The sequence below is a fragment of the Paucihalobacter sp. genome (assembly GCF_036825875.1).
In the GTDB taxonomy this organism is placed as follows: Bacteria; Bacteroidota; Bacteroidia; order Flavobacteriales; family Flavobacteriaceae; genus Paucihalobacter.
Map to the genome: position 1 here is coordinate 22,713 of NZ_DAISXK010000007.1, position 20,017 is coordinate 42,729.

General features: G+C 36.1%; 18 protein-coding genes. 4 read left to right on the forward strand and 14 right to left on the reverse strand.

What is annotated here, in order from left to right:
- Positions 1-39: 39 nt before the first annotated feature.
- The 3 genes from V7Z48_RS03455 to V7Z48_RS03465 are packed head-to-tail and all read left to right on the forward strand — an operon-like array spanning position 40 to position 1,663.
- A complete protein-coding gene (locus V7Z48_RS03455; protein ID WP_334111998.1) occupies positions 40-702 on the forward strand; it encodes an NAD(P)H-binding protein in 663 nt (220 codons plus the stop codon).
- Positions 695-1,162, forward strand: coding sequence for a CYTH domain-containing protein (locus V7Z48_RS03460; protein ID WP_334111999.1), 468 nt, complete (start codon positions 695-697; stop codon positions 1,160-1,162). Before V7Z48_RS03455 ends, V7Z48_RS03460 begins: the two co-directional genes overlap by 8 nt.
- Before the next feature lie 54 nt (positions 1,163-1,216).
- Entirely contained in the window at positions 1,217-1,663 is a 447-nt protein-coding gene (locus tag V7Z48_RS03465; RefSeq protein WP_428849748.1) for a YciI family protein, read from the forward strand.
- A gap of 65 nt (positions 1,664-1,728) precedes the next feature.
- Here V7Z48_RS03465 and V7Z48_RS03470 read toward each other — a convergent pair whose 3' ends face one another.
- The 4 genes from V7Z48_RS03470 to V7Z48_RS03485 all read right to left on the reverse strand — a co-directional run bounded on the left by V7Z48_RS03470 (position 1,729) and on the right by V7Z48_RS03485 (position 11,190).
- Entirely contained in the window at positions 1,729-2,862 is a 1,134-nt protein-coding gene (locus tag V7Z48_RS03470) for a T9SS type A sorting domain-containing protein (protein ID WP_334112000.1), read from the reverse strand.
- 340 nt (positions 2,863-3,202) lie between these two features.
- Positions 3,203-5,116: an OmpA family protein gene (locus V7Z48_RS03475; RefSeq protein ID WP_334112001.1), complete on the reverse strand. Its 1,914-nt coding sequence runs from the start codon at positions 5,114-5,116 to the stop codon at positions 3,203-3,205.
- 20 nt (positions 5,117-5,136) lie between these two features.
- On the reverse strand, positions 5,137-6,039 hold the full coding sequence (locus V7Z48_RS03480) for a PorP/SprF family type IX secretion system membrane protein (RefSeq protein WP_334112002.1): 903 nt from the start codon (positions 6,037-6,039) through the stop codon (positions 5,137-5,139).
- Positions 6,040-6,066: 27 nt separating this feature from the next.
- The gene (locus V7Z48_RS03485) at positions 6,067-11,190 is read right to left on the reverse strand and encodes a gliding motility-associated C-terminal domain-containing protein (RefSeq protein ID WP_334112003.1); all 5,124 of its coding nucleotides are present in this window, start codon (positions 11,188-11,190) and stop codon (positions 6,067-6,069) included.
- Positions 11,191-11,525: 335 nt separating this feature from the next.
- On the opposite strand from V7Z48_RS03485, the gene hflX reads away from it, so the two are divergent.
- Complete coding sequence (hflX, locus tag V7Z48_RS03490) at positions 11,526-12,740, forward strand: GTPase HflX (protein WP_334112004.1); 1,215 nt, start codon at positions 11,526-11,528, stop codon at positions 12,738-12,740.
- A 41-nt stretch (positions 12,741-12,781) separates the two neighbouring features.
- Here hflX and V7Z48_RS03495 read toward each other — a convergent pair whose 3' ends face one another.
- The 10 genes from V7Z48_RS03495 to V7Z48_RS03540 all read right to left on the reverse strand — a co-directional run bounded on the left by V7Z48_RS03495 (position 12,782) and on the right by V7Z48_RS03540 (position 20,008).
- The gene (locus tag V7Z48_RS03495; RefSeq protein WP_334112005.1) at positions 12,782-13,705 is read right to left on the reverse strand and encodes a DUF3078 domain-containing protein; all 924 of its coding nucleotides are present in this window, start codon (positions 13,703-13,705) and stop codon (positions 12,782-12,784) included.
- Between the two features lie 68 nt (positions 13,706-13,773).
- Positions 13,774-14,280 (reverse strand): DUF2480 family protein, encoded by a 507-nt coding sequence (locus V7Z48_RS03500; protein ID WP_334112006.1) that lies wholly within the window; start codon positions 14,278-14,280, stop codon positions 13,774-13,776.
- 4 nt (positions 14,281-14,284) lie between these two features.
- A complete protein-coding gene (locus tag V7Z48_RS03505; protein ID WP_334112007.1) occupies positions 14,285-14,611 on the reverse strand; it encodes a DUF59 domain-containing protein in 327 nt (108 codons plus the stop codon).
- 2 nt (positions 14,612-14,613) lie between these two features.
- Positions 14,614-15,036, reverse strand: coding sequence for a SufE family protein (locus V7Z48_RS03510; protein ID WP_334112008.1), 423 nt, complete (start codon positions 15,034-15,036; stop codon positions 14,614-14,616).
- Positions 15,037-15,066: 30 nt separating this feature from the next.
- Entirely contained in the window at positions 15,067-15,528 is a 462-nt protein-coding gene (locus tag V7Z48_RS03515) for a hypothetical protein (protein WP_334112009.1), read from the reverse strand.
- Between the two features lie 9 nt (positions 15,529-15,537).
- The gene (locus V7Z48_RS03520; protein WP_334112010.1) at positions 15,538-16,191 is read right to left on the reverse strand and encodes a DUF4377 domain-containing protein; all 654 of its coding nucleotides are present in this window, start codon (positions 16,189-16,191) and stop codon (positions 15,538-15,540) included.
- Between the two features lie 76 nt (positions 16,192-16,267).
- Entirely contained in the window at positions 16,268-17,509 is a 1,242-nt protein-coding gene (locus tag V7Z48_RS03525) for an aminotransferase class V-fold PLP-dependent enzyme (RefSeq protein WP_334112011.1), read from the reverse strand.
- Positions 17,509-18,822, reverse strand: coding sequence for a Fe-S cluster assembly protein SufD (gene sufD, locus V7Z48_RS03530; protein ID WP_334112012.1), 1,314 nt, complete (start codon positions 18,820-18,822; stop codon positions 17,509-17,511). The genes V7Z48_RS03525 and sufD overlap by 1 nt, the downstream gene beginning before the upstream one ends.
- Positions 18,823-18,857: 35 nt before the next feature.
- The gene (gene sufC / locus V7Z48_RS03535; RefSeq protein WP_334112013.1) at positions 18,858-19,610 is read right to left on the reverse strand and encodes a Fe-S cluster assembly ATPase SufC; all 753 of its coding nucleotides are present in this window, start codon (positions 19,608-19,610) and stop codon (positions 18,858-18,860) included.
- A 2-nt stretch (positions 19,611-19,612) separates the two neighbouring features.
- Positions 19,613-20,008: a hypothetical protein gene (locus V7Z48_RS03540; RefSeq protein WP_334112014.1), complete on the reverse strand. Its 396-nt coding sequence runs from the start codon at positions 20,006-20,008 to the stop codon at positions 19,613-19,615.
- Between the last annotated feature and the right edge of the window lie 9 nt (positions 20,009-20,017).

Consider the following 20,017-nt stretch of genomic DNA (forward strand, 5'->3'; position numbering starts at 1 on the left):
CACAAATTTATAATATCTTTAGACTAATTATTTGACTTTATGAATAAAACAGCAATCATTTTAGGGGCAACAGGTTTAACAGGAAGTTTACTTCTTGACAATTTATTGAACAATGACGCATATGCAAAAGTGATTGTCTTTTCCAGATCAAAAATTGAAATTAGCCACCCTAAATTAGAAATCCTAATCATAGATTTGTTCAAGATTTCCGAGCATCAAGATGATTTTAAAGCGCAGGTAGTGTTTTGCTGTATTGGATCAACTAAAGCAAAAACACCAGACGAAAGTGTGTACAAAAGTATTGATTATGGCATTCCTGTTTCAGCTGCTAAATTGTGTAAGTTGAATAATATTCCAACATTTATTGTGGTGTCTTCGTTGGGAGCAAATCCAAAAAGCAATATGTTTTACAATAGAATAAAAGGTGAAATGGAACGGGATGTTTTAAACTTAAATATTGAAAACACTTTCATTTTACAACCATCATTAATCGATGGAAGAAGAGATGAACTTCGGATTTTTGAATGGCTATGGCAAAAAGCAATGCGTTTAATTAATGGTTTGTTGATTGGGAAGTTGAGAAAATATCGGTCAATTAAGGCTGAGACAATTTCCGATGCGATGGTTATTTTAGATTTAAACGGCTACAAAAATCAAATTATTGAAAGTCATCAGATAAAAGAATTAGTTAAAAATGCTTGAAATAGAACGCAAATTTTTAGTAAACTCTTTAGATTTTCTATTTGAAGCATCAAATTCCATGCGTATTGTTCAAGGTTTTTTGAATACGCATCCCGAGCGAACGGTTAGAATACGAATAAAGGGCGACAAAGGTTTTATTACAATTAAGGGAATCTCAAATAGCTCTGGAACCACACGAACTGAATGGGAGAAGGAAATTACCATTGAAGAGGCGGAAATACTATTAAAACTATGCGAACCAGGAATTATTGCTAAAATAAGACACGAGGTAACTATTGGAAATCACATCTTCGAGATAGATGTATTTGAAGAAGATAATAAAGGCCTGGTCATTGCTGAGATTGAATTAGGCTCAGAAGATGAGAATTTTGAAAAGCCAAAATGGCTGGGACAAGAAGTAACGGGAAACATAAAATATTATAATTCACAACTAAGTAAGAAACCTTATAACCAATGGTAAGAAAAATATTAATAGGCTTAATAATGATGCTATTGTTATTCACATCGTGCATGGATAATTATAACACAAGAACCATATAAATTTCAAGATGAGGAGCTGACTGCTACAGAAACCTCTCTACAAGGATTGAAAGTGGGACTTGATTCGTTAGGCTACCAAACCTTTAATTATGTTAGTCCCAAAACAAGTGACACAGTATTAATGCAACAGTATTTTATAGCCTTTTTAAAAACTGGACCTAATCGATCACAAAATAAATTAGAAGCTGATACTTTACAAATGTTACATCTTGAGCATTTACAACAAATGTACGATCTTGGCAATGCTGATATCTCTGGCCCTTTCGGAGATAATGGAGATATTAGAGGTGTTACGATTTACAATGTGCCAACGCTTCAAATGGCAGATAGTTTAGCGAATTCAGATCCAATGGTTAAGGCAGGATGGTTATCCATTGAAGTTCACCCATGGTGGGCAGGAAAAGGGTTCCTACTAAGATAAAAAAACCGCTGTCTATTGGGGAGTGCGACAGCGGTTTCTGACTAAATCTAAATTGACAACGTAGATTATAGCTTAATGAATTTATAATTTTGGGTGACGGAACCTATTGAAACTTTCATAAGGTAAGCACCGGAAGCTAAACTTGAAACGTCAATGGTATTGTTGGATAGATTGACCTTTGCATTCGTGACTGTTTTTCCTAATATATTGAAAATAATTATATTGTCTACACTTTGATTCGCATTAAACTCAATTCTATCTCTAGTTGGGTTTGGATAAAATGTAAAGGAGTTTAAATTATTATCAGAAACACTTAAAGTTCTATTTACCGAAAAGTTCCATTGGGTGCCTTCAGCGGTTAAGCAACTAATAGCCTCGTTAGAATCTATTTTAATAAACATTTTGTTAGCCGTGCCTGTAAACTGCAATCCTGCCAAATCACCATCGTTATTTCCTTGGTATATGACAGGAGCATTAACATTTTCACCATCATAAATAGTAATTGTATCGCAACAACTTTCTATTGTTCCTTGGTTAAAATTTACACTTAATGGAGTCCCATCAACCGAGTTAATCACCCAGCAAGTATTATCCAAATTGTCGTAGCAGTGGGTAATGGTTTCACTGCTGTTGGTATTATCAATGATTATAATTTGTCTGTTTTGAGTTATGGAAATATTATCTAGATAAACATAATAATCGCCACTTTCCCATGTTATGAAATAGCGTAGCATGAAGTTTGAACCTTCAGGAACCAACGCCCCATCCAACGTATAAATTTTTGTTGCACATTGTGTGGAAGGTACGTGGTTGCCATCATCAATAGAAGCGATGTCATTCCATGAATTACCATTATTAGTAGAAAATTGAATACTAATATTTCCCCAACCAGGCTGAGTAGCATTTAAAAATCCCCAGTTTATAACTTTATAGTCAAAACTGATTCTAATGTCCGTTCCGTCAGACTGTCCTACAAAATTGGGTGAAACCAATTCGCCTGTTGTTGAAATATTAGCCAAATTATCCCTAATGGAAGTACCATCGCAAGGTCTGCTAAAAGAGTCAAAAAAGAATCCGTTAGTACTCCATTCTACTTGGGAAATATTTGTGTAACCTTCAAAGTCTTCGAAATGCGAAATTTGGGCATTAAGTTGATGTATACCTATAAGCATAGATAGTAGTAGTGTAATTTTTTTCATCAGATTTGGGTTTTAATGAATTTTTACAATGCTAAAGTATTAAAAAAAACATACCGAATCCGCAAAAGACACAAAAAATCGATGAAATGCGCATATAATTTTGTTCGTAAAAGTATATAAAACGGATATAATATTATATATATTGTTTTATATCAATTAAATAAAGCCTTAATAGAAAGCAAGGCTAAAGTAATGTCCGATTATTGACTATAGGAAAAATCTGTCATAAACAGATTGAAGTTATTGGGTATTACAAATTTTCTGATTAATTTGACTGTTATAAAAAAGCCACCTCATTTCTGAAGTGGCATTTCTATAATCGAACAATATAAAAATATTCTTAATCCTTTGGATTGCCGTTAGTAATATTAAATTCAGATCTACGGTTGGCTTGATGGTCTTCTTCAGAACAATTGGCTCCACATTTAATTTTTAAGTCGCTTTCACCTTTACCAGTTCCTGAAATTCTATCTTCAGCTATACCTTTTGAAATCACATATTGAACTGTGGATTGAGCACGTCTATCTGAAAGTTTTTCGTTATAGGCAACAGAACCTCTAATATCAGTGTGAGATTCTACATGAATAACCATTTCTGGATACTTGTTCATGATTTGAACTAATTTATCCAACTCAAACGCAGCTTTTTCTGTGATATTTGATTTGTCAAAATCAAAGTAAATTGGTTCTAATGCTATTTTACCGAATGCGATTAAATCATCAATTGGTAATAAACTAATGGTTAGTGCTAATTCTTCCTCACTAGATGAAGGAACCGTAATTCTTTTACCAGAATAACCGTCGGCAATGGCGTCAATATCGTTGGCAGTTTCACATTCTATTAAATATTCAGTTATACCCTCGGCATTGGTTTCTTTAGATAACACTTTAATACCTTGTCCGTCAAATAATGATACAATAGCATTAGGGATTGGATTACCGGTTTGGTCGTCAACAACGCTCACCAATACTAAAACATCGCATAAGGGTTGTATTTTTTTAATGGCATAAATATCGTCGCTACCTTGACCACCTTCACGATTAGAAGACACAAAACCTGTTTCGGCATCCTCATCAATGGTAAAGGCAAAATCGTCGCCATTACTATTTACAGGAATTCCAACATTTCTAACATTGGTCATTCTGCCATCTATTTCTCTGGTGTAGAAAACATCTAAACCACCAAGACCTAAATGACCATTAGATGAAAAGTATAAAGTGCCATTGCTACTGATAAAAGGAAACATTTCTTGGCCTTCAGTATTGACCTTTTGACCCATATTTACAGGAGTTCCTATAGTGCCATCGTCATTAATTGGGGCCTTGTAAATATCAAAATTACCATAACCGCCAGGCATGTCGGATGCAAAATAAAGTGTTTTACCATCAGGACTTACTGATGGATTTTTTACAGAATAATTTTCACTGTTAATGTTTAAAGCTTCAATACGATCCCAATCGGAGCCTAATTTGGTAGCCTTATACAAATGAATTACGCCTGCCTTATTTTTTGTGATAGAATCTTTTACATAAATTTTCTCAAAAAAGCTTTCCCTACCAAAATACATGGCTTTACCGTCTGGAGAAAAAGACACCAAACCTTCGTGGTATTTCGTGTTGATTTTATCATTCATTTTGGTAGCTTCTTGATAACTACCATCGCTGTTTACACTGGCACTGTAGATATCTAAAAAAGGTTCTTTGTTCCAACCATAATTACGTCGGTCTTGATTTCTAGCAGTAGAGAAGTACAATTTCCCGTCGTGTAATGTCCCGCCAAAATCAGACGATTCTGAATTTATCTCCAAATTTTGAACGTTGAATTTTTTACCTCGCTCTAAAATATTTGGTAGATAATTAGGGTTTTCTCTAAAAGCAATAGCACGCGTGTCTCCAGGACGCATACTAGCAAATTTACTCATTTGTTGGTTAGACTGCTCGTATTTTCCATTAGCTTTTAACATCTCCGAATACTTGTAAACTAATTCTGGGCTTTCGGTGTTAGCCAAGGCTTTTACGTACCAGCGCTCCGCTTCAACAGTGTTAAAAACGTTGTAGTAACACTCTGCTAATTGGCTGTAAACATAAGTGTCACCTTTTCCGTTTTCTATAAGTTTATTGTACTGTTTAGCTGCTTCAACAAATTGTAAACGTTCAAAGAGTTTATCAGCTTTTTTGGTAGCATTATTTTGAGCTGTTAAACTCACCCCGCAAATTAGGGCTAAAAGTAAAAGTATAATATTAATTTTTTTCATGATTGTTTTAGCTTAACGGGTTAGAAGAATCTAGGTGAACGCGATACTTTTTTCGGGAAATTTAAATCGAATAGTAACATTACTTCATGAGAAGCAGGAGCATACCTTCTGATATCTGAAGTTACTGCATCGTAAGCGTAGCCGATTCTAACATCAGGTGTAATGGCGAAATTAATCAAACCAGAAAACGAATCGTCTAGTCTGTAAGAGGCTCCTAGCTCTAACTTGTCAAAGAATAAGAAGTTGGCATTAACATCAAAAGAAGTTGGTGCCTCAAATGCTGATTTAACTAAGAAAGAAGGTTTAAATTTTGTATTCGGATTTAATTGAAACACATAACCACCAGTAATGAAATAATGTGCTACTTCGGTTCCAAACTCAGTTCCGTTAGCATCTAGTTTTACCGAGCTAATGATATTAGGAACAGAAACCGAGAAATAATAATTATCGGTGTAATAAAATACACCAGCACCTATATTTGGCGTCGTACCAGTAATATTTTGAAAGAAAGGATCTCCTGGATCAATTAAATCTAAGTCACCCAACCCACGATCATGGAAGGTAGCACCAGCTTTAATACCAAAAGCCAATTTATGGGGACCACCAAGCTGTAAAGTATAGGAGAAATCGGCGTAAGCGTTGGTTTCATTTATCGGACCAATTTTATCGGATATTATTGAGAGCCCGACACCAACCTTTTCCCCAACGGGCATGTGACCGAAAAATGTTCCGGTTTTTGGCGCACCGCTTATTCCCGTCCATTGAGTTCTGTAGAGCGCACCAAAAGAAAGGCCATCTCTAGAACCGGCATAGGCAGGATTTAAAACATTCATATTATACATGTATTGCGTATACTGAGGGTCTTGCTGGCTAAAAGCTTCAGAAGCAAGAAGCAATACAAAAATGATATATAATTTTTTCATTATTAATATTTTGAATTAGTTAGTTAATTATCGGCTAATGTATACCCAAGCACTTCGTTTTTTTGCACCACCTTCATAAGTCATTGTATAGAAGTAGGTACCTACTGGAAGCTCTTCACCTTTGTTTGTTTGACCAAACCATTCATTTTGATAGTTATCTTTTGAATAAACTAATGTGCCGTTTCTATTAAAAATCTCAAGTCGGGTCACATCGTAACTGCTTAAATCAAAAGTGTCATTTAATCCGTCATTGTTAGGTGATATCCCTTCCGGAATAACGCAAGATTCAAGTTCAATTACAGTTTCGCTTACTGTAAACTCACAACCAGTATTATTGAAAGTAATATAAGCGGTGTAAGTTCCAGCGACTAACACAGGAATCAATAAGCCTGAGCCTTCGTTAAAAGGCGCGTTGTCTAATTCCCAGTCAACGGTCACGTCTGCTTCAGAATAGCCATCTGGGACTAACGAAATTTCAATAGGCACAGTTGCATTCGGGCAAACTTCATAATCAACCGCATCACTATTAAATGTTGCGAAAGGAATATCGCTCACAATTAAATCAAAATCTGTGATAGAATAACAATCTACGGCCACGTTGCTTTCAACTCTTGCAAAAATAGTTTGCGGTGTTGCGATATTTGTATATAGTGAAGTCAATGCATTAACTCCTGCGTCGGCATCTGCTTCGTTGAGATAATAAGTGACATTGAATACAGTACTATCCTGACCATCTAAAATGGCAGGGCTGTGAGACTCTAAATCGAACATCTCAAAGCCGTCACGAGACATATCATCGCATACTTCAAAGTCAACGCTAGTTGCGGTTGGAGTAGGGCCAGAAATAATTAACTCAAATTGAGTAATTGCTCTACAACCTAGGAAATTATCTGCTGCTGCATCAATATCTTCTACTCTAACATATATGGTTTGACCTGCGCTGTCAAATGGAGAAGTAATAGGGTTGATATTTTGATTGGCATCTGCCAGTGAGGTGTAGAACGTTACATTAAATAATGCAGGATCCTGACCATCTAAAATTGCCGGTATTTGGGAGTTTAAATCAAAATCTTCAATTCCGTTGCTACCAGGCTCTTCACAGGTAATGATATCGGCTGGCTGATTTGCAATTGCTTCACGGTAAATACGGACTTCTACAATTTGTGAGAACGCATCGGTATCGCATTGCTCATCGTATGCTTGAACTTGATAGTTGTCAGATTCTGTCACTACTAATGTTGAACCAGTTTCTCCTTCAATTACGAAACCATCTCTATACCAAATAAAGCTGTCTGCAAATGGAGAATTTACCCTTATGGTTACACTTTCAATCCCGCAAACTTCAGCAACTTCTGGAGTTGAAGGATCGTTATCTATGTCTACAAAAACCACTTCATCACTTTCAATAACGGCTTCTATATCAGCCGTTATGGTCCCAGAATCTCCAGCGCCCAAATTAGTTTGAGAGATACTAATCGTTCCTGGTTGGTTTGAGAAGTTGGTAACAAGCAAAATATAAATTTCACCAGTCTGTGCATTATTAATGGTAGCATTTTCGGTGGAGACAAATGAATAACTACAATCAACGATATTACCAAAAGGATAAAAGTTAGGATTGGTAGTGTTATTTGGACAATCTCCAGGTGTTGGACAACCGTTATCTAAACCGTTGCAAACGTCTTCTAGACTGCTAAATGGACCCCAAAGCACAAAATCAACATCTAAACCATTTCCACCTGCATCAGTTTGTGCGATTTCAATTTCAATTAAACCAGGATTTCCAATTTGAATTATATTCCAAGTTGGATTTGGAGCTGTAAATAAACACGCTATTCGGCCTGTATCTGGTATCCCAATTATATTAGAAGATACAAGAGCCTCACCATCAGTACAGAAATTTTCAGCATTTTCACAAATAATATTTGTTGGAGCACGACGTATACATAAATCGAAAGTCGTAGTTTCATCGACACTACCAAAAGAAAAGACACGTATATAATAAGTATTACCAACAACCAACTCAGGCGTTACGCTAGAAGTATTTGGTGAACAATAAAGCTCTGTTAATGTTCCGCAGTTTCCTTCATACAGCGCATGATCTAAATTGAAAGTGCCTCCAGCAATATTTAGTAAGGATATAATTTGTACTTCATTTTCAGCTGTAAACTCAAACCAAACATCGTCGTTAGGATCACCTGCGCAAGAACCAGCTGGCACACCCGATGGGGTTGCCGCTAAAATAGTCCCAGATGTCACTGTATCACAAGCATCATTAGTATTTACAACTGCTACTGTTGCACCATCACAATTGTCATTGGCTGGCGGACAAGCCAATAATTGAATTGGAGCGCTATTAATTACACAATTGACATCTTGGTCGTTACTAACGGTAAATATGATGTCAGTCAAAAAAGGATATGGTCCAAATTGGGTTATACCAGTTTCACTTACAGAAATAGGTGTAGAGCCTTGGTTATCTGAAATAGTTACTGAGACGGCATCACCTAAACTTGTAACGTTGACATCTACCAAAAACTGATCGCCATTATCGCAATCGTCAATTACTTGATATGTAGCTTGTGGATTGATACATGTGGCGCAGCTTACAGTGTAATTGATACCTAAACTTAGAGGCGCTCCAGAAGAAGCACAACTAACTGTAAAATCTGACTGGACAGCAAAAAATATAGTGTCTCCAGTTGATTGAAATGTTAATCCTGAAATATTGCCAGCATTGCCATAAGGATTAGCGGCATTTAAATTTGTTACGCCATCCGAATCTAAAATAATCAATTCATCCCAGTTGTTTTCAACTGCACCAGAATTGATGATTAGATTTAATGGAGAACCATCAGAGCTGGTATAGGAAAACACATTGGTGTCATTATTTTCATAACAATAAAACGCATTAAGGGGTCCTGTTGCACAATTTACAGTGTTCTCGATACAGAATTCTTGTGTTAAACTGTTACTATTGATGACACAATTGGTATCATCGTCATTAGCAAGCGTAATTACCACATCCGTTAAATTCGCATACGGACCGAATGTAAAAGTACCAGATGCGTTAGCAATTTGAGGCGTGCTGCCTTGGTTATCGGTTAAAGTTACACTTGATGCTGAACCGATTTCGGTTAAATCTACTTCAACAAAAAATTGTGGCGCATTTAAACAATCGCTTACCACTTGAAAATTAGCAACTGGATTGGTGCATGTGGCACATGCAACGGTATATTCAATTCCCGAATTCATTGGTGTGCTTCCGGAATCGCAGCTAAAAACGCCATCAGATTGAACCCAAAACGAAATAGTATCGCCCGATGATTGAAAAGTAAGTCCGGAAATATTTCCACCCGCTCCGTAAGGTGTGGCAGCGTTTAAATTGGTTACACCATCGGAATCAAGGACGATCAATTCATCCCATGTGTTTTCAACAAATCCCGAATTAATTGTTAAATTCAGTTGCGAACCATCCGTGCTAGTGTAAACAAAAACATTGGTATCGTTATCTACATAACAATAGGAAACTGTTAAAGGTCCGGCAGTACAATCAACTTGCGCATCCAAACAAAACTCTTGTGTTAAAGTTGGGCCGTTAATCACGCAATTAGCATCGTCGTCATTACTTACTGTAATGGCGACGTTGGTTGTATTAGCATAAGGACCAAACTGAAAAACACCAATGGTATCAACATTTAATGGGGGATTTCCTTGGTTGTCTGTTAGGGATAATGTGTTGGCAGAACCTAAACTAGTAACATCAACTTCCACAAAAAACTGTTCGCCGTTTATACAATCGCTCACTATGGCAAATGTTGCTTCGGGATCGGTACAAGTATTTTCAGTTATCGTTAAGTTGTAGGCTACAGATTGAGGCGTAGGCCAAGTTGAAATAACAATATAAATAGTATTTCCAGCTGTTACCGGTAAAATTATTTCTCTAACACTTGTTCCAGAATTTGCAATACCACTGGCACAAACCGCTCCTATATCTTCGCAGCTTTCATAAACAAATAAGCCCGACCACGTTCCCGAAGGAGTCATAGAAATCGTAATAGAAGTATCAATGTCTGGGGTATATGAATAAACCACATCGTCTCCGCCTAAATAAGAACTTGTAGTACCGCAGTTTGTACCTGGAGAACCGCCATAATTATCACCGTAATTGGAGGTATTGTCATCAGTGCTATATGGAAGTGTAGGCGGTACCAAAATTGGATTAGCACAGGTTTCACCTGGACCACTGATGCTATAAGTAAAAGGTCCTGACCATACACTGAAATCGCTACTACAATCAGCCCTGACATAGAACTGATAAGTTGCACCTTCTAGTAAGCCAGATAAATTCACAGATGTACTAGCAGTTACTGTGCCTGAATCCGATGTACCAGGAGCAGGATTTCCAGCCTCTTGATTAATATATTCCCATGAAGTTTCAGCTCCACCTGCAGTCCAAGTTAGCGTTGCATCAGTAACGTTTACAGTGGCATTTAAAGCCGCAGGTGCCGGACAAGCAACATCAAAAATATTGACAAGATCAAATGCTACTCCATTATCATTTACTGAACCATCCGAGCCAAAGGCAAATCTAATAATAACATTGCTTTGACCAGCGAGTCCCGTTAGGGCGTTACTGGCACTAACCCAGCCTCCAGACCCATTACTTGAACTATTTCTTCCAGTCCAACCAATTTGTTGACCGCCTGGATTTCCATTTATTGTAGTATCGTTGTACCAATTATTTGGATCATTAAAAGAACCAACATTTTGCCATGTGCTGCCACCATTAACAGACGATTGTAAAACCAGTCCATCCCAACTAAATTCTGCGTTCCACCAAATACTAAATTGGATACCTGGCGCACTAAGGTCTGTGAAATCGAATACAGGACTTTGCACAAACGAGTTTTCGTTATTGTTATAATTTCCAGTAAGATTAGTTACCCAAGCATTAGCACCTGATGCTGCACTATTGATAACAGTTCCAGCCGGAGTGCCTAACGCCCATGTGCCATTAGTTACATTATTTGCAACCCAACCACCATCTCCCGATTCAAAATCTTCGAGATATGGGAAGGACGAAATTTGAGCATTACCATACCAGCCGAAGCACATAAATAGTAATGTCATTAGAAAAGTAATTTTTTTCATTTGATATAATTAGTTTAGTTTGTAGATTGCTTAATTGTTAATATTAAGCAGCTTAGCATCCTCAGAAACTGAATTGAAAAATTTTTGAATAAAAACGACAATTTTGGGTTAGTTCTTAAGGAATTCCGAAGATAAAAAAAATGACAATTAACGCTATATTAACAGTGTTATAATAGATAAAACGCCTTAATAATCGACTAAAAGCGACTAAATAGAAATAAGCTTACAATTTTAAGTTTTTAAGTTCTTTTAAAAACCCATTTATCGATGAATGCATTTACTCAGTCGCTTTTTAATCGCTGCTAAATGTGTAACTTTGAGCTATAATTATTTATATGTTAGAAAAGAAAGATATCACTTTAGAAAAAGTGGTTTTGGTTGGTATCATAAATCAAATTCAAGACGAGGAAAAATCTAAGGAATACTTAGACGAACTAGAATTTTTAACTTTCACAGCTGGTGGTCAGGTGGTTAAAAGATATGTTCAAAAAATGGACATGCCCAACCCAAAAACTTTTATAGGAACAGGCAAAATTGAGGAGGTTAAACAATTTGTTTTAGATAATGAAATTGGCACTGTGATTTTCGATGACGAGCTGTCTCCGGCTCAAGAACGTAATATTAGTAAAATTCTCAATTGTAAAATTTTAGACCGAACCAATTTAATTTTAGACATCTTCGCGCAACGGGCGCAAACCAGTTACGCACGCACGCAAGTGGAACTGGCACAGTGCGAATATTTATTACCACGATTAAAAGGAATGTGGACCCACCTCGAGCGACAAAAAGGTGGTATAGGTATGCGTGGTCCTGGTGAAACAGAAATAGAAACCGATAGACGAATTGTAAGAGATAAAATTGCACTCCTAAAAGAAAAAATAAAAACCATTGATAAGCAAATGGCGGTGCAACGTGGTAATCGCGGTCAGTTAGTTAGAGTAGCCTTGGTTGGTTATACCAATGTTGGAAAATCTACTTTAATGAATGTCATAAGTAAGAGTGACGTATTTGCAGAAAATAAATTATTTGCCACGTTAGATACTACAGTCCGAAAGGTCGTTATCGGAAACTTACCTTTTCTAGTGAGCGATACAGTTGGATTTATAAGAAAATTGCCAACACAACTTATAGAATCTTTTAAAAGCACCTTAGACGAAGTGCGAGAAGCAGATTTGTTGCTTCATGTGGTTGATATTTCACATTCAAACTTTGAAGAGCATATCGAGTCCGTTAATAAAATCTTATCTGAAATTGATAGCAAAGATAAACCAACCATTATGGTTTTTAATAAAATAGATGCCTATCAACCAGAACACTACAATCCTGAAGATTTACAAATCGAAAGAACAAGTGCTCACTACAGCTTAAAAGAATGGCAAAAAACATGGATGAATCGAACGGAGAATAATGCTCTATTCATTTCTGCTTTGAACAAAGAAAACTTAAACGAATTTAGAAAACGTATTTATGATGAAGTACGCGCCATACATGTGCAACGATTTCCGTATAACAGTTTTTTATATCCAGATATTGAAGAGATTGATCTATAAAAAAAGCCTCACATGAGGCTTTTTTTATAGTATGTTTAGTCTTAAAACTTGTAACTTAAACCCAAAGTCCAAAAGGTTTGAAGATCGTTATCAATAGTATCAAAAGTTGCGTTTGCATTTCCTAAAGTATTAATTTCGTAGTTTAAGGCTTCTTGTTTACTATCTCTTAAACCAAAATCAAAACCTACCCCAAAATTTTTCCATAATGTATAAGAAAATGAATTGGTCCATGTTAAGTTTGAAAGATCAGCGCTTTTATAACTCTGAAACATGGACAGGTTAGATTTAAAATTCACCGCACCAATCGATCTAGTGTAATCTGCCATTATTTTAGCACCCAATGACGATTCGAAAATATCGCCTGAATCACTAAATACAAAATTGTAGTTTAAAGGATGAACCACCACGATTAGGTTGTCGATTGGCGTCCAAGTAAAACCAACACCAAGGTCTAAATAACCAGGATCATTGAAATTATTAATTATTGTAGTGCGATATTCCATCAAGGCAGAAGCAGCAATTTTACTGGTTATATTTCTACCGTATAATGAGGTAATGTTGAAAACATCGGTGGTTGGTTTAAAGCTGCCGCTATCATTTGGATTGTCCTTGTCGTCAAGTTTTACCCAGTTTAAATTGGTCGTCATGGCATTTCTCCAGAAAAATTTATCTTCAATTAAATTGGCGTAAGCATTAAATGTAAATCCGATATTTCCAGAAGCGTTATTAGGAGCACCTTGCGCATACCAGTTGCTAAATTCTGAAACACTGCCACCTATGGTTCCGAAAGCACCTAGGCGCCAACCGGGCATAGCGTCAATTTGGGCTTGAATAGCATTTACACGCGACTGAATCGCCGCAACAGAATCTTTTTTTTCTTGTTGAAGCGCTTTTAATTCATCCAAGGTTTGGGCATAACTCGTGCCGAAACAAGCAAAAGTCATCAATAAAATTAGTTTTTTCATAGAGTATCATGTTTAATGTCAAATATTTGGCAAAAATACTATAAGTTTGAAAAAAACCAATCTTTAGATTATTTTCTTTTGAATAATGGAACCGCAGAACAAGCTTCGCCATACATAATAGACTTTGCAACAGGCATTAGTTGTTGCGACAGCATAATGTAAGCACTTAAGGGAACAGGTTTTTTAGAACAGCCTTTTATGATGACAGGTACGTTTTCATATTCGGAAAGATCTATTATTTTAATAATGTCTTGATACAGAGAGGTTTCTAACTGCTCCAAACTACCAACAATCATTTGCTTGGCATAGGGTTGTAAATGGACCGACATGAGCATATAAGCCCAATCTGGAATAATGGCATCGTTTGAGCAATGTAAAGCGACAAAACAATCTTGATATTGTGACCAATCATGATTAGCGACAGCGAGTCTAAAATCTTTTTCTTTGAGTACAAATTCTTCATACAACCACGACTTTAAATCGATTAAAACTCTTTGACCTTTCGGATAAAAGTCTTCTAAATCAACTACTTTTAGTTTGCTATTTGCAACTCTATTTATAATTTCTTCAGCCATTTTGTTATAGCATACCCAATTCTAGTTTCGCTTCTTCACTCATTAAATCTTGCGACCAAGGCGGATCGAAAGTAATTTCAACCTCCGAAGATTTTACCTCGTTGATAGATCTTACTTTTTCTTCAACTTCCAATGGTAGGGTTTCGGCTACTGGACAGTTTGGGGATGTCAAAGTCATTAGTATTTTTACGTCGTAGTCTTCATTAACAAATACGTCGTAAATCAATCCTAATTCGTAAATATCTACAGGAATTTCTGGGTCATATATAGTTTTTAAAACTCTTACTATTTTTTCGCCCAAGGCGTTGGTATCTATTGTTGTTTCACTCATGATTAATTTAGTTGTGTTTGATATGCAATTGCATATAGTTTTAGCTGCTTTATCATACTTACCAAACCGTTAGCTCGTGTTGGCGATAAATGCTCTTTTAAACCAATTTCGTCAATAAAGTTGGTATTGGCATCTATAATTTCGGATGGATGGTGGTTTGAGAATGCGCGAATTAAAATGGCAATGATGCCTTTGGTAATTATGGCATCGCTATCGGCGGTGAAAACCAGTTTGTCGTCGTTCATTTCGGCATGCACCCAAACTTTACTCTGGCATCCCTTGATGATGTTATCGTCAGTTTTGTATTTTTCCTGAATTAACGGGAGAGACTTGCCGAGTTCTATCATATATTCATATCGCTGCATCCAGTCGTCAAACATTGAGAACTCGTCTATAATTTCATTTTGAATACTTTCTATAGTCATATCTCTTTTTTCACAAAGTTACAATATATCTCAGTGCTTCGAATGGTTTTCGTAAATGCTTAACATCTTATCAACCAAAGATTTTATTGCATCTGGCGGAAAACCCTCATCAAATGATGGTGTTGTATATGCTTCGGTTTTGGTTGCGATACTCAATGTGCAATGTGGCGCGCCATCATAAAGTCGTTTATCGGTTGGTGCTTGAAGATTTTCTAATGATTTTAAATTCATAGAATTGACAATTTCAATTAACTCGTTCCATTCCTTTGTGTTAATGGATAAGGTGTCTATTTTTTCACGATTAACATCGTTGGAGTGCTTCATTTTAGAGTTTTCAAATGTTATTGATTTAAAATAACCTCTTGAAAATGCTTCATAGGTTATTTTTAAATTTTCTGATACCTCCTTATTAGATGTAGGCAAAATTGTGCTTTTTTGCGTGCAATCTTTTGTGCTGATAACAATTAACAATACACTAATTAATATTTTCATTGGTTATTTTTATTCTTTACGATCTATATTCGATGCTTTTAAAATCACGTTTCCATCGCCGTCTTCAAGTAATAATACGTTTTCTGTTATTTTATAGGAGACAGTCTTTTCTAAAACAGTCAACATTTGGGTTTCTAGACCATTATCATCGCAAGCCATTTTTGTCGTACCAATGTTTTGAAATGATAACTTATTTTTATCGGTGATGATTTTACCAAAAATACGATTACAGCCAGTGCTACCGCTAACTTGATTTAAATCAGGAGATAAACTCAATAGCGGATCACGTTTAAAATCCCCTTTAAAACCAACAATTCCTACCACAAGCCACGAACCGTCTTCCAATGCTGTAGGCGTTGGTTTTTTCTCTAATACTTCAACAAGGCTGTATTTATATTTGGAATCATCAGCTGGAGGATTATTAACTTCTGTACGTTTAATTTTTATGATATAATCAGTGCCTTTATCGTGTTGGAATCCTTCAATGTCATCGTAAAAATTGATATAGTCTTCCTCTAAACTATATTTAATTTGAAGACATTCTTTTTCAATAACGCCAGGGCAGTTAATCGTTTTGCCACTTACGTACATGGTTTCGTTAACATCTTTGTTACAAGATAGAAATAAAAAAAGCAGACAAAAAGTGACACAAGATAGTTTCATGTTTTTTTATTTAAGTGTATACAAAAATACAATAAGCAACCGAAAAAGAACGAATACTAAAAAATGAAATTAAAAACTACGAAAGCATAGCCACCGCTCGCTTAAGAGCTTCAACAAAAAAGTCGATTTCTTCTTTGGTGTTGTAAAACGAGAATGATGCGCGTACCGTACCCGGAATGTTATAAAAGTCCATTATGGGTTGTGTACAGTGATGACCAGTACGGACCGCAATACCGAGTTTATCTAAAATGGTTCCAATATCGTATGGATGAACGTCGCCTACATTAAATGATATAACGGAAGTTTTATTTTTGGCCGTTCCGTAAATTTTTAAAGCATCGATGCTTAATAGTTTCTCGGTGGCGTAAGCGAGTAATTCTTGTTCGTAAATGGCAATGTTTTCAAAGCCAATACCGTTCATATAGTCTAAAGCCACACCAAAAGCTATGCCTCCCGAGATATTTGGGGTGCCTGCTTCAAATTTATGTGGTAAGCCCGCGTACGTAGTTTTTTCAAAAGTAACTTCTGCAATCATTTCACCGCCACCTTGATATGGCGGTAGTTTATTAAGCCATTCTTCTTTACCATAAAGCATTCCTATACCAGTTGGGCCACATATTTTATGCGCTCCACAAACGTAAAAGTCTGCATCTAAGTCCTGAACGTCTGGTTTTAAATGCGGACAAGCTTGAGCGCCGTCTATTAAAACTGCTGCGCCAACTTCGTGACTTTTTTCAATCATGTGTTTGATTGGGATGATACTTCCGAGAGCATTTGAAATATGAGTAACAGCTACGAGTTTGGGTTGTTTTTTAAGGAGTTTTTCAAATTCAGAAAGAATTAATTCTCCATAAGTATTCATAGGAATAACCTCTAAAATAGCTCCAGTGCGTTCACAAAGCATTTGCCACGGAACGATATTGCTGTGATGTTCTAAGGCTGAAACTAATAATACATCACCTTTTTTTAACATGGAAGCAAAACCATTGGCTATCATATTAATACCATGAGTAGTCCCCGATGTGAAAATAATTTCGTGAGGATGTTTGGCATTAAAATGAAGTTGAATTTTTCGTCTTGAAGCTTCATAGGCTTCAGTTGCTTCCTGACTTAATGTATGTACACCGCGATGAATGTTGGCATTATAATGTTGATAATAGTCAACAATAGCATCAATTACTACTTGTGGGGTTTGTGAAGTAGCAGCATTATCGAAATAAATTAATGGTTTTCCGTTTACATCGCGAGATAAAATAGGAAAATTATTTCTTATAGATTTAATATTAAAGTTACTATATGTTGAAGTTTCTGTTTGCATTACAAGTCAAATCCAAGGTTTACATTTAGTTTTTTGGCGATGAGTTTTGTGATACGTTGTTTAACTTCAGGGATTTTTACCGAACTTAGAATGTCGTTACTAAAAGCGTACATCAAAAGCGCACGAGCTTCTTTTTTTGGAATGCCACGCGACTGTAAATAAAACATTGCGCTTTCATCTAGTTGACCAATGGTACAACCGTGCGAACATTTTACATCGTCGGCAAAAATTTCAAGTTGCGGCTTGGTATTCATGGTGGCTTTGTCGCTCACTAGCAAATTGTTGTTCGATTGAAAAGCATTGGTTTTTTGCGCGTCTTTTTCAACCACAATTTTACCATTAAATACACCAGTAGCACTGTCGCCGATGATGCTTTTATAGTCTTGATGACTTTCGCAATTTGGTTCAATATGATGTACTAAAGTATTGTGATCTACATGTTGTTTATCTCCTATAACAGTAACCCCTTTAAGGTTAGAATTAACGCGTTGGCCGTTTTGATAAAAGTTTAAATTGTTTCTAGTCAGTTTGCCTCCAAATGAAAATGTGTGTACCGATGCGACACTTTCTTGTTTTTGGTTGATGTAGGTGTTATCAATTAACGAGGCCGTTTGTTTATCATTTTGGATTTTGTAATAATCAATAATAGCGCGTTTGTTGGTGAAAATTTCAGTGACACAGTTAGTTAAAACAGGGTTTTCTGTTAAGCTTTGGTGACGTTCAATAATCTCCAAATGTGAATTTTCGTCTACAATAATTAAATTTCTTGGTTGCAGCATTAAACCCGTTTCAGTACCTGTTGCGAAATGTAAAATTTGAATTGGTTTTTCAACCACCTTATTTTTAGGGATATGAATGTAGGCGCCTTCTTGAGAAAATGCTGTATTCAAGGCCGAAAGGCCCTCGTTTTTAGCGGCTTTATTAAAATAATTATCAATTACCATTCGGTATTTGGGTTTATTTAATGCGGCCGACATAAGGCATACGTCGATACCGTCGTGTGTGGTTTGCGACAAATAGGATGAATACTTACCGTCTACAAAAACAATCTTATAACTGTCAATATCATGGATAAAATATTGTTTTATATCGGCGTATTCAAGCCTTGGTTCGCCTTTTGGGAAAACGCTATAATCGTGCTTTAAAATACTGTTAAGTGAGGTGTATTTCCATGCTTCCATTTTTTTGGTAGGAAATCCGTCGTCCTCAAACTTTTTTATAGCTTCTACTCTTAAATCATGTACGTTTGAATCGATGTCTACATCAGACTCAAAAGCCATAAACGAGGCGAGAAGTTTATCTTTTAATTCCATTTAAATTTTATTTGGTGTGAACTATAAGTTTATAATTACACAATTGCTTCGTCTTTAATCCAGTCGTATCCTTTTGCTTCAAGTTCTTTGGCCAAATTTTTGTCGCCTGATTTAACAATTTTACCATCGTGAAGTACATGAACAAAATCTGGTACGATATAATCGAGTAAACGCTGGTAGTGTGTAATTACAATCACTGCGTTGTCTTTAGATTTTAGTTTGTTAACGCCGCTGGCAACAATACGCAAAGCATCAATATCTAATCCGGAATCAGTTTCATCAAGAATGGCTAGTTTAGGCTCTAACATTGCCAACTGAAAAATTTCATTTCGTTTTTTCTCGCCTCCAGAAAAACCTTCGTTAAGTGAGCGTGACAAGAATTTACGATCAATTTCTAGCATTTCAGCCTTTTCTTTTATCATCTTTAGCATTTCGTTGGCTGGCATATCATTTAAGCCATTAGCTTTGCGATTTGCGTTGATAGCTGTTTTAATGAAATTGGTAACAGACACACCTGGAATTTCAACTGGATATTGAAAACTAAGAAAAATACCTTTATGAGCGCGCTCTTCTGGATCTAATTCTTGTATATCTTCATTTTCAAAACGTATATCGCCTTTGGTAACTTCAAACTCATCTTTGCCAGCAATAACAGAGGCTAAGGTGCTTTTCCCTGAACCATTAGGTCCCATAATGGCGTGAACTTCACCCGGTTTAACGTCTAGATGTATACCTTTTAAAATGCCTTTGCCGTCAATACTAGCGTGTAAATTTTTTATATGTAACATGTTTAATTTCCTAATTTAATAACGTCGTTTGTATCTTCTTCTGGTTTTTCAACCTTAATAATTTCTTTAATTTCAACTCTATATGGCCAACCTTCTTCGTCATCGGGTTTTTCAAATTTTCTAACTCTTACGGTTACAGGAACCATATCGGTATTTGCAATTTTATAGGGCTTAACTTGTTTTTCTAATGCTTTCATTTGATTGTCTACCACTACCCCATAAATATCGTTAGTGGTTTTGAGTACAGCTGCATTATCAATAAAAATAAAGTCGCCTTTTATTGTAATAAGGCCGTCATCCTGGCTGTAAGATTTTGATGCGGATTCATTTTTATCAGCGTTGTTTTTGCAACCAACAATGCTTAAAAAGAAAAATCCTAAGAGGATTAATTGCTTCATAATTTAAAT

Coding starts and splice junctions, on each gene's coding strand:
- V7Z48_RS03515 (WP_334112009.1), bottom strand. CDS start 15,528: ATGAAAATATTAATTAGTGTATTGTTAATTGTTATCAGCACAAAAGAT.
- V7Z48_RS03520 (WP_334112010.1), bottom strand. CDS start 16,191: ATGAAACTATCTTGTGTCACTTTTTGTCTGCTTTTTTTATTTCTATCT.
- sufC (WP_334112013.1), bottom strand. CDS start 19,610: ATGTTACATATAAAAAATTTACACGCTAGTATTGACGGCAAAGGCATT.
- V7Z48_RS03505 (WP_334112007.1), bottom strand. CDS start 14,611: ATGAGTGAAACAACAATAGATACCAACGCCTTGGGCGAAAAAATAGTA.
- V7Z48_RS03460 (WP_334111999.1), top strand. CDS start 695: ATGCTTGAAATAGAACGCAAATTTTTAGTAAACTCTTTAGATTTTCTA.
- V7Z48_RS03485 (WP_334112003.1), bottom strand. CDS start 11,190: ATGAAAAAAATTACTTTTCTAATGACATTACTATTTATGTGCTTCGGC.
- V7Z48_RS03455 (WP_334111998.1), top strand. CDS start 40: ATGAATAAAACAGCAATCATTTTAGGGGCAACAGGTTTAACAGGAAGT.
- V7Z48_RS03480 (WP_334112002.1), bottom strand. CDS start 6,039: ATGAAAAAATTATATATCATTTTTGTATTGCTTCTTGCTTCTGAAGCT.
- V7Z48_RS03500 (WP_334112006.1), bottom strand. CDS start 14,280: ATGGCTGAAGAAATTATAAATAGAGTTGCAAATAGCAAACTAAAAGTA.
- sufD (WP_334112012.1), bottom strand. CDS start 18,822: ATGGAATTAAAAGATAAACTTCTCGCCTCGTTTATGGCTTTTGAGTCT.
- V7Z48_RS03470 (WP_334112000.1), bottom strand. CDS start 2,862: ATGAAAAAAATTACACTACTACTATCTATGCTTATAGGTATACATCAA.
- V7Z48_RS03510 (WP_334112008.1), bottom strand. CDS start 15,036: ATGACTATAGAAAGTATTCAAAATGAAATTATAGACGAGTTCTCAATG.
- hflX (WP_334112004.1), top strand. CDS start 11,526: ATGTTAGAAAAGAAAGATATCACTTTAGAAAAAGTGGTTTTGGTTGGT.
- V7Z48_RS03475 (WP_334112001.1), bottom strand. CDS start 5,116: ATGAAAAAAATTAATATTATACTTTTACTTTTAGCCCTAATTTGCGGG.
- V7Z48_RS03525 (WP_334112011.1), bottom strand. CDS start 17,509: ATGCAAACAGAAACTTCAACATATAGTAACTTTAATATTAAATCTATA.
- V7Z48_RS03540 (WP_334112014.1), bottom strand. CDS start 20,008: ATGAAGCAATTAATCCTCTTAGGATTTTTCTTTTTAAGCATTGTTGGT.
- V7Z48_RS03495 (WP_334112005.1), bottom strand. CDS start 13,705: ATGAAAAAACTAATTTTATTGATGACTTTTGCTTGTTTCGGCACGAGT.